We start from the raw sequence: 9,088 nt of genomic DNA on the forward strand, positions 1-9,088 counted from the left end.
GCCCCGTGCCCGCACCGTGTATGGGACCATCGGAACCGTTCAGCCCTCGAGTCGAACGACCTCGGTCCTACCCTCCGCCCCGGCGACGACGAGGACATGCCTGGCCTCGATGCCGTCGAGCGCCGCGACGAGGGCGGCGGCGTCCGGTTCGCCGGCCACGGCATCCGCCCGGCGCAGCACCGTGACCCGCGCACCGGTCGCCTCGTGGATCGCGGTGACGAGAAGGTCGGAGGCGGGTGAGCTCACCAGCGTGACCTTCTCGATCGTGCGCCGACTCTCGACGCTCGGCATCGCCGCACGGTCCCCGCGCCAGAGCACGAAGTGGTACGCCGCGACGAGCACGGTCGCCACGAGCAGGCCGAGTGCCTGGCGGGTGCGCTCGAGCAGGCTCCCGCCCGAGGCCCCGTCGAGGGCGAAGGAGAAGAGCTGGTAGCCGATCACGAGAAGGGTGATGAGGGCCACGAGGGCGCTCAGGCCGAAGATCACCACGAGGTAGACGCGCCGTCCGGGGGTCGAGATCCGCGCGGCAGAGGACGCACTGCCCGGCCGCCACGACGCCCACCACAGGGCGCCGCCGACGAGCAGGGCGCTGATGCCGCCGATGAGCAGCGGCCGTTGGTCGGCGCCGACGAGCGAGGGGCTGAACGAGGCGAGCAGGGCGTTGACGGTCACGCCGACCCCGGTCGCGGCGGTGGCGAGGGCGACGCCAGAGGCGACGAGACCGGTCGCCTTGTGCACGGCATCCGGATGCTCGGTGACGACACGACTGTGGTAGACGAGCACGAGGGCGCCGAACGCCGCTGACGAGACGGCGAGCCCGAGAGGGTCGAGGATCACCGAAAGCGGGTCACCCGCAGTGACGAGGAGGCGGAGCACGGTGTAGAGGGTGAAAGTCACCCCGTAGATGAAGAGTGCGAAGGAGGCGAAGCCGGTGACGAACACGAGCAGCACGGTCGCGAAACCGGTGCGCTGCTCGCGCACGCCCGCGCGGAACCAGTGCCACCACCAGAGCAGTCCGCCGCCGACCGCCCAGACGAGCGGCTGAAGCACCGCCTGCCAGAGCGGGATACCGATCACGGTCGTCACGGTGAAGGTCTCGGTCGCCGAGTCGATGAGGGTGCCGAGGGCGTCCACGAGTCCGCCGACACCCATCCAGAGTCCGGTGAGCGAGGCGATCGCCGGGGCGACCCCGATGAGTCGCACCGGAGCCTTGGCGGGGTGGCGCCACATCCAGTAGTGCCAGATCCAGACGAGGCCCCAGACGATCGCGATGGCGAGATTCGAGGGCTGCCAGCGGTCGGCGATGAGCGCCTCCGCCCAGGCGAACAGGGCGAGAGTGAAGACGAGCAGCGCGACGGTCGAGGCGAGCACGAGGTAGAGCGGCCAGGCGATGGATGCGCGGTCGCGCGACATCGCCGACTCCCGCCAGGTGAGCCACCACAACAGCGCCGCGAGCGGGCCGGCGATGAGGGTGAAGGCGAGGGACTGGGCGAGCCCGGCGTTGTCGGAGAAGGCGATCATGCTGCCGTCGTCCAACACACGTTCGAGGAGACCGCTCAGACCGATCGCGGCGATGACCACCATGACGAACAGGAGCAGGTAGGTGATGAACCGGCGGACGGTCTGCACGCCGCCGGCGGCCGACGGTGCGGCCGGAGGGGCGCTCACGGGGGTGGGGGCCGGTGCCGTCATTGCTCGACCTTCGTGTTGTAGCAGATCGTGAACTGCCAGGGTGCGGTCTCCACTAGCCACTGGCCGCCCTCCATCGCGAGGGTGAACGAGTCCTCCGTCTGATAGCTCGACGAACCGAACGGGCCACTGCCGTAGTCGGTGGCGATCGAGACGCGAACGGTCGCGTGGTCGCCGCTGACCTTCGTGGAGACCAGGGTGAGACGCACGCTCGAATCCCCTTCGGGGTCGAGACGCTCGCAGTTGTCGCGGACCTCTTTGGTCAGGAGCGGGGTGATGGCACTCAGGTCGCCTTCGATGACCGCCGTCGTGTACGCCTGTACGACACCTTCGGGTGTGGTGGGATCGAGCGGGGCGGGGGTACCACGCGTGAACACCACCACGAGTGAGAGGATCACGACAGCGGCGATGACGGAGACGATGACGACGAGTGTGCGGTCAGGTCTCCCGGAGGTGGTCTGCATGTGACCAGCATGCTGTATCCGAGGCCGCCTGACTAGAGGCGTTCCGGAGGGTGGATCGCGGGGTTCGGCCCGTAGGCTGGTCGGGTGTCGACACTCTCCGATCTGGTCCAGGCGCACGGGCGCGCGAGCGAGGCGGACATCGACTGGCTGCACCTGCTGGTCGGGGATCTGCAGCTGCTCGCCGACCTCGCTTTCGCCGATATCGTGCTGTGGGTACCAACGACCGTCGGGGGATTCGTGGCCGTCACGCACGCCCGGCCCTCATCCTCGGCGACCCTGTTCTACCGCGACTTCGTCGGCCAGGAGATCAAGCCGGAATGGAGCGCGCTCGTCATGGATGCCTGGACGAGTGGCCGGATCGCCGACTCCTCGGCGCCCGACTGGTATGAGGAGACACCGACCCGGGTCCGCGCGGTGCCGGTCGTGCACCGCAACCCGGAGGCGGAGCCGCAAGCGGGGCGCAAACCCATCGCCGTGCTCACGCGGCACACCAACCTGAGCGAGGCGAGAACGCCGAGCCGCCAGGAACTCACCTTCAACGAGTGTGCGAACGAGATCTTCGCCATGATCGCGGTGGGGGACTTCCCCGACCTGAGCGCACCCACCGGACCCAGGCGCGGGGCGCCGCGCGCATCCGACGGCCTGCTCAAACTGGATGTCGAGGGCGTCGTCACCTTCGCGAGCCCCAACGGGCTGTCCGCGTTCAACCGGATGGGGTTCGCCGGCGAACTCGAGGGGGAGGCGCTGGCCGAGGTGACCGCGGGGCTCATCGAGAACGCGGCGGCGGTCGACGAGTCGCTTCCGCTCGTCGTGACCGGGCGGGCGCCGTGGCGCACAGAGATCGAGGCACGCGGGGTGGCGGTCGCGCTCCGGGCGATCCCGATCCGCCGGAAGGGGGAGCGGGCCGGTGCGATCGTGCTCTGTCGTGACGTCACCGAGCTGCGCCACCAGGAGCAGGAGCTGCTCACCAAGGATGCGACGATCCGCGAGATCCACCACCGGGTCAAGAACAACCTGCAGACGGTCGCCTCATTGCTGCGCATCCAGGCCCGCCGGTCGCACTCCGAGGATGCCAGGGACTCGCTCAACCACGCCATGCGCCGGGTCGCCGCGATCGCGGTCGTGCACGACACCCTGAGCGAGGGGCTCAACCAGAACGTCGACTTCGACGCGGTGTTCGACCGCGTGCTGCTGCTCATCGCCGAGGTCGCCTCGTCACACGCGACGAAGGCGCATCCGAAGTTCTCGGGGAGCTTCGGCGAGTTGCCGAGTGCCTACGCGACGCCCCTCGCCCTCGCCCTGACCGAGCTCGTGACCAACGCGGTCGAACACGGGCTCGCCGGGCGGGAGGGCGAGGTGGAGATCATCGCGAACCGTACGGAGGAGACCCTGAGCGTCAAGGTGCGCGACAACGGGGTCGGACTCGGAGAGGGCAAGGTCGGCACCGGGCTCGGCACTCAGATCGTGCGCACGCTCATCCAGGGCGAGCTCGGGGGCACGATCGACTGGCACACGATCATGGGCAGCGGCACCGAGGTGACGATCGAGGTTCCGCTGACCTGGCTGACGAAGCCTTAGCCCGCCTGCCGGTCGAGTGCCGCGGGGAGGCGGTGTATCGAGACCCTTAGGAAGCGCGGCGGGCGCGTGCGGCGCGGCGCTTGAGGGCGCGGCGCTCATCCTCGCTCAGGCCGCCCCAGACGCCAGAGTCCTGGTTGGTCTCGAGGGCGTACTGCAGGCACATCTCGCTGACGGTGCAGCGGGCGCAGACGGCCTTCGCCTTCTCGATCTGGTCGACGGCGGGGCCGGTGTTCCCGACGGGGAAGAACAGCTCGGGGTCGGCAGTGAGGCATGCGGCTTTGTCGCGCCAGTCCATAGTGATGTGCTCCTTGGTGAATGCGTGAGTGCATGGCTCGATGACCCGGAGACCGGGTGAGAACAATGGAGTTGGGATATGCCCACGCCACTGTGAGCGACAAATCGACCTCAACTAGACTCTCATACCGGTTGGGTCAAATCAATAGTTTTGTATGGGATATCTCTGTGAGTGAAGACAAATCGGGCGACAGGACGGATGTTGCACCCCGACGACCGGTCCTGCTCACCGTGCTCGCGGCCATGCTCTTCCTGGAGGCGGCGCTCCTGGCGGCGACCGCGGGGTTCCTGTTCTTCGAGCTCATCACCGAGACGCCGGCATCCTATGCGAGCGCGATCGCCATCCTGGGCCTCGTCCTGATCGCCGCCGCATGGCTTGTGGTCGTCGCGGTCGGCGCACTGCGGGCCAGGCCGTGGGTGCGCGGTGCCGCGCTCACCTGGCAGGTGCTGCAGCTGGCTGTCGCGGTCGGGAGCTTCCAGGGGCTCTTCCCCCGGGATGACATCGGCTGGTTCCTGCTCGTGCCGGCGGTGATCGTGCTGTTCCTGCTCTTCACCCGGTCGGTTATGGCCGCGACGCGGCGGGACTAGGCGGCCAGTATGGGCTTCCGGTTTCAGGCATCCAGCCCGAGGAGCTTGCGCAGCCTCGCGACGTGGCCGGTGGCCTTGACGTTGTAGAGGGGGAGCTCGATGCGACCGGACTCGTCGATGACGAAGGTCGAGCGGATCGTGCCGGTCACGGCCTTGCCGTAGAGCGACTTCTCGCCCCAGGCGCCGTATGCCTTGTGGATGTCGAGTCCCGGGTCGCTGAGGAGCGGGAAGCTCAGGTGCTCCTCCGTCTTGAACTTCACGAGTGCGGGGAGTTCGTCCTTGGAGAGGCCGAGCACCTGGTAGCCGGAGGAGGCGAGGGAGTTCAGGTTGTCGCGGAAGTCGCAGGCCTCCGTCGTGCAGCCGGGGGTGGATGCGGCCGGGTAGAAGTAGACGATGACCTTTCGTCCGAGGAAGTCGGAGAGGGAGACCGGTCTGCCGGTCTCATCGCTCAGGGTGAAGGCGGGGGCGAGGTCCCCGGGCTGAAGTTCTACGGCATCCGACATGGGTCTCCTTGCGAGCGTGACGGGTCCGACTTTCCGGCCCCTGACTCTCATGCTAATCTTGTTCGTCGGCCCGGGTTCAGCATCCGGGCCCGCGCACCTCTAGCTCAATTGGCAGAGCAACTGACTCTTAATCAGTGGGTTCCGGGTTCAAGTCCCGGGGGGTGTACTCCAGAGCCGCACTGTCCGATCGTTCCCGACTGCGGAACCGACCTGTCGTCATCGTCCGACCAGCCCGAGGTGGTCGCGGTCGTAGCGGTCGCCCTGCACGCCGATCCGGCTCGCCACTGAGTTGAGCTCGGCGAGTTCGTCGGCGGAGAGCGCGATAGTCGTCGCCGCCGCGTTCTCCGCGAGTCGTTCGCGTCGGCGGGTGCCCGGGATGGGCACGATCCAGGGCTGCTGTGCGAGGAGCCAGGCGAGTGCGAGTTGCCCGGGGGTCGCACCCTTCGCCGCCGCAAGACCGGCCACGTTGTCGACGAGTGCCTGGTTGGCGGCACGGTTCTCAGCTTTGAAACGCGGGATGGTGGCCCGGATGTCGCCCTCGGCGAACCTCGTGGAACTGCCGACATCGCCGGTGAGGAAGCCTCTGCCGAGCGGGCTGAACGGAACGAAACCGATGCCGAGTTCTGCCAGGGTCGGCAGCACCTCCGGCTCGGGGTCGCGCGTCCAGAGCGAGTATTCGCTCTGGACGGCGGTCACCGGATGCACCGCGTGGGCCGCGCGGATGGTCCCTGCGGCCGCCTCGGAGAGCCCGAAGTGCCGCACCTTCCCGGCCTGGACCAGTTCGCCGACCGTGCCGGCGACATCCTCGATCGGCACGGCCGGGTCGACGCGGTGCTGATAGAAGAGGTCGAGTGTTTCGACGCGGAGGCGCCGGAGCGAATCGTCGGCGACCCTCCTGATGTGCTCCGGGGTGCTGTCGAGTCCGACCGATCGCCCATCCTCGATTCGCCAGCCGAACTTGGTGGCGATGACCACCTCGTCGCGCAGCGGTTCCAGGGCCTCCCCGACGAGCTCCTCGTTGACGAACGGCCCATAGACCTCAGCGGTGTCGAAGAAGGTGATTCCACGCTCTACGGCATCCCGCAGCACCCCGACCATCGCCTGTCGGTCGCCAGGGTTGGGCCCGTAGCTTTCGGACATGCCCATGCAGCCGAGACCGAGGGCGGACACCTGGAGTCCTTGCCCGAGTGTTCGCGTGTGCATCCGAGGTTCCTCCGTCAGCCGGCTTCAGTGAGAGTCGTCGACAACGATTCTGCGCCTCGCGCACGCCGACGTCGACCCATGGTCACGGACCGCTGCGTCGACGCCGAGCCTTCCCGTCGCGGTGGTGGACAGAGAGCGGCGACTCAGCGATCGATGCGGTGCATGATGTGCACCGGGATGAAGACGCCGACAGAGACGGCGAGCAGGCCGCCCGCGAAGGTCACGAGACCGAGGTTCTCCGGGACGTCGAAGGCGATCCCCATGAGGTAGAGACCCGCGGCGAAGATCACGAAGGAGACGACGAAACCGATACCGTTCATGGCTCCATCCTAGGATGCCTACGGCTTCTTCGGAGCCGCCTTGGGAGCGGGCTTCGTTGCGGGCTTCGGGGTGGCGGGGATCTTCGGCGCCGGCTTCGTCGGCGCGGTCTTCGCTGCGGATGTCCTCGGTGCAGCCTTCGGGGCGGGCACGGTCGCGGCCGCTGTTCCGGATGCGGCTGCGGGAGAGGCATCCGTGCTTGCCGTCGTGGGCTTGGCCGGCGCAGGCGTGGCGGGCTTCGCCGCTGCGGCGGCCGGGGTGGTGGGTGCGGTGGGTGCCGCGGGCGGAGCAGGTGGGGTGGCTGGAGTCACCGGACGCGGCGGCTCGTTCTTCGCGACATAGAGCTGGGCGGCGCGGGTGCCGACGAGCAGGAAGCGCACGAGCAGGAACAGCACGGCGACGAGGACGCTGAAGCACAGAATCCAGACGAAGGCGGCGAGCATGCCGCCGAAGATGGACAGAAGTCCGTGGCCGAAGCCCCAGCCGAAGTCAGGATTCCACATGGTTACTCCTCAAGCTCGTCGATGTCTTGTTCTTTCAGGACCGTACCGACCGCGACCGCGATCGTCAGCCCCCAGATGACCCACAGGAGGGCCAGGCGCCAGTCGCGCGGACCCTTCCGCGTCGCCTGTATCGTGCTCCAGCCGCCGAACAGGGCGCTGAGCATGGTGCCGCTGAAGATGAACTTTCGCACGGGTCAACGCTACCGTGTCCTCCACAGCATGGTGGATTCACAGATGCGATGCACAGGCGGAGCATAGGCTGGCGGCATGTCCAGGCGGTTCGTCGACCGCGAGGATGCCGGGCGCGCGCTCGCAGCCGACCTTGCGGATGTCGATGGTGCGAACGCGATCGTGCTCGGCCTTCCGCGCGGCGGGGTGCCGGTCGCCGCAGTCGTGGCGGAGGTGCTCGGGGCGCCGCTCGACGTCGTTGTCGTCCGCAAGATCGGGGTGCCGGGGCAGCCCGAGGTGGCGATGGGCGCACTCGCCTCGATCGCCGGCTCGGTAATGACAGTGCGCAACGAGTCGGTGCTGAGTGCGGTGGGCTCGGATGCTCAGCGCCGCTTCGATGAGATCGCCGCTCGCGAGCGGGTCGAACTCGAGCGGCGGCAGGAGCTGTATCGCGCCGGCCTTCCTCCGCTCGAGGTCCAGGGGAAGGACGTGGTACTCGTGGACGACGGCATCGCGACGGGCGCCACCATGCGCGCGGCGGTGATGGCACTGGCGGCGAGCGGGCCGGCATCCGTGATCGTCGCGGTGCCGGTGGGGCCGGCGGATGGCCTCGGGGAACTCGGGGAGCTCGTTGATCGTGTCGTCTGCGTCTCGGCGCCCGAGCCGTTCTGGGCGGTGGGCCAGGCCTACGTCGACTTCACCCAGACCACGGACGACGAGGTGCGGCGACTGCTGGGCGTTGGCGGCTGAGGTCCGGCTGCTCGAGTGTTCCCGAAGCAAGACGATCGCTGAAGTTTCGGATGGCATGGTCGCGCAGGTTCAGGTCCCCGACAAGGTCAGCTGCGACGGCCACCTGCAAGGGGAGGGTCGCGCGGTGTGCGCGAGCACGCTGCACTGTGTCGGCATCGGCGATGTCTCGCAGGTGTTCTGAGCCGAAGACACCGATCAGCGGAGCGAGGTCGGCGGCGGGATCGCCGAGACCCGCGGAATCGAAATCGATGATGGCTGAAACGCGACCCTCCAGGAAGAGGATGTTGTAGAGGTTGAAGTCTCCATGGACGAACGTGCGCGGCGCAGTCGACTCGATGTCGAGGAGCCGGGCGACGACATCCTTTGCGGAGCGCCTGACAGATTGTTCGGTGTTCGACAGGATCTGGCCGACCTTATCGGGCCACTCGTCGCCACCGCACCATTGCCGCACTGCCTTGAGCTCATCTGTCGGGAGTCGTCCGAGATCGGCCAGAACCGTTTCAAGTGGTTCCAGCGCCTCCGCCCAGGGGATGTCCAGTCGGGCATGGCCGGGGACGAAGGTCGTCGCATAGGCGGACCACGTCGCGGTCGTGGCCAACTCGCCGACAGCGCAGGGCACGGCAAACGAGAGGCCGGCGGATGGCACGGCCGCGAGAGTGCGTAGTTCCCTCTGCGCTCGGTCCAGGTGCCCGACCCCACGGCACAGCCGGACGACCTCGGATGTCCCAAGGATCGCTACGTCATGGAAAGCGCCCTGAGTGATTGTGGAGGAAGCCCAATCGAACTGTGGCATCGAGGCTGCGACGTCCTGCCATCCCGAGGGGTTGGAAGAGTGAGTCATGGAGACCCGCACCTCCTTCACCTTGACGCGCTTGTTGCGATCAACGATACGGAGGTGTGCTGTGTCGGCTGGACTTTTCGCTTGAGTTGCCGGGTCCGTGACGGATTGCCCTCCTGTGTGCGCTGGCCTTGTGGAGGAGAAGTTATCCACCAATGCGGGAAAATGGTAGAAAACATGTGTTCGAGTCTG

At 67.7% G+C, this 9,088-nt stretch carries 12 protein-coding genes and 1 tRNA gene; 4 read left to right on the forward strand and 9 right to left on the reverse strand.

Annotated elements, in window-relative coordinates; translation table 11 throughout:
- Nucleotides 1-39 precede the first annotated feature (39 nt).
- On the reverse strand, nucleotides 40-1,692 hold the full coding sequence (locus ABD678_RS04970; RefSeq protein ID WP_344754316.1) for a DUF5671 domain-containing protein: 1,653 nt from the start codon (nucleotides 1,690-1,692) through the stop codon (nucleotides 40-42).
- Nucleotides 1,689-2,153, reverse strand: coding sequence for a nuclear transport factor 2 family protein (locus ABD678_RS04975; RefSeq protein ID WP_344754318.1), 465 nt, complete (start codon nucleotides 2,151-2,153; stop codon nucleotides 1,689-1,691). Before ABD678_RS04975 ends, ABD678_RS04970 begins: the two co-directional genes overlap by 4 nt.
- 84 nt (nucleotides 2,154-2,237) lie before the next feature.
- On the opposite strand from ABD678_RS04975, the gene ABD678_RS04980 reads away from it, so the two are divergent.
- Nucleotides 2,238-3,731, forward strand: coding sequence for a sensor histidine kinase (locus ABD678_RS04980; RefSeq protein ID WP_344754320.1), 1,494 nt, complete (start codon nucleotides 2,238-2,240; stop codon nucleotides 3,729-3,731).
- Nucleotides 3,732-3,777: 46 nt separating this feature from the next.
- On the opposite strand, the gene ABD678_RS04985 is transcribed toward ABD678_RS04980, so the two are convergent.
- Nucleotides 3,778-4,026 (reverse strand): WhiB family transcriptional regulator, encoded by a 249-nt coding sequence (locus tag ABD678_RS04985; protein WP_104095298.1) that lies wholly within the window; start codon nucleotides 4,024-4,026, stop codon nucleotides 3,778-3,780.
- 167 nt (nucleotides 4,027-4,193) lie between these two features.
- Between ABD678_RS04985 and ABD678_RS04990 the strand changes: the two genes are divergently transcribed.
- Nucleotides 4,194-4,613 carry a hypothetical protein gene (locus ABD678_RS04990; protein WP_344754334.1) on the forward strand — a complete coding sequence of 140 codons (420 nt, stop codon included), beginning with the start codon at nucleotides 4,194-4,196 and terminating at the stop codon, nucleotides 4,611-4,613.
- Between the two features lie 23 nt (nucleotides 4,614-4,636).
- Here the strand turns inward: ABD678_RS04990 and bcp are convergent, their stop codons facing one another.
- Entirely contained in the window at nucleotides 4,637-5,116 is a 480-nt protein-coding gene (gene bcp / locus ABD678_RS04995; protein WP_344754337.1) for a thioredoxin-dependent thiol peroxidase, read from the reverse strand.
- 93 nt (nucleotides 5,117-5,209) lie between these two features.
- On the opposite strand from bcp, the gene ABD678_RS05000 reads away from it, so the two are divergent.
- A tRNA-Lys gene (locus ABD678_RS05000) sits at nucleotides 5,210-5,282 on the forward strand.
- A 50-nt stretch (nucleotides 5,283-5,332) separates the two neighbouring features.
- Here ABD678_RS05000 and ABD678_RS05005 read toward each other — a convergent pair.
- From ABD678_RS05005 to ABD678_RS05020, 4 genes are all read right to left on the reverse strand, one after another.
- The gene (locus ABD678_RS05005; RefSeq protein WP_344754339.1) at nucleotides 5,333-6,319 is read right to left on the reverse strand and encodes an aldo/keto reductase; all 987 of its coding nucleotides are present in this window, start codon (nucleotides 6,317-6,319) and stop codon (nucleotides 5,333-5,335) included.
- Between the two features lie 143 nt (nucleotides 6,320-6,462).
- Nucleotides 6,463-6,639 (reverse strand): hypothetical protein, encoded by a 177-nt coding sequence (locus ABD678_RS05010; RefSeq protein ID WP_344754341.1) that lies wholly within the window; start codon nucleotides 6,637-6,639, stop codon nucleotides 6,463-6,465.
- Between the two features lie 18 nt (nucleotides 6,640-6,657).
- Complete coding sequence (locus ABD678_RS05015) at nucleotides 6,658-7,140, reverse strand: hypothetical protein (protein WP_344754342.1); 483 nt, start codon at nucleotides 7,138-7,140, stop codon at nucleotides 6,658-6,660.
- A gap of 2 nt (nucleotides 7,141-7,142) precedes the next feature.
- Nucleotides 7,143-7,331, reverse strand: coding sequence for a hypothetical protein (locus ABD678_RS05020; protein ID WP_344754344.1), 189 nt, complete (start codon nucleotides 7,329-7,331; stop codon nucleotides 7,143-7,145).
- A gap of 76 nt (nucleotides 7,332-7,407) precedes the next feature.
- Here ABD678_RS05020 and ABD678_RS05025 point away from each other — a divergent pair, with 76 nt between their 5' ends.
- Entirely contained in the window at nucleotides 7,408-8,058 is a 651-nt protein-coding gene (locus ABD678_RS05025) for a phosphoribosyltransferase (RefSeq protein ID WP_344754346.1), read from the forward strand.
- On the opposite strand, the gene ABD678_RS05030 is transcribed toward ABD678_RS05025, so the two are convergent.
- Nucleotides 8,006-9,088, reverse strand: a 1,083-nt coding sequence (locus ABD678_RS05030) for an aminoglycoside phosphotransferase family protein (protein ID WP_344754348.1), incomplete at its 5' end; no start/stop codon positions are given. The two genes, ABD678_RS05025 and ABD678_RS05030, sit on opposite strands and share 53 nt — an antisense overlap.

Source organism: Leifsonella bigeumensis (assembly GCF_039537265.1).
Taxonomy (GTDB): domain Bacteria; phylum Actinomycetota; class Actinomycetes; order Actinomycetales; family Microbacteriaceae; genus Terrimesophilobacter; species Terrimesophilobacter bigeumensis.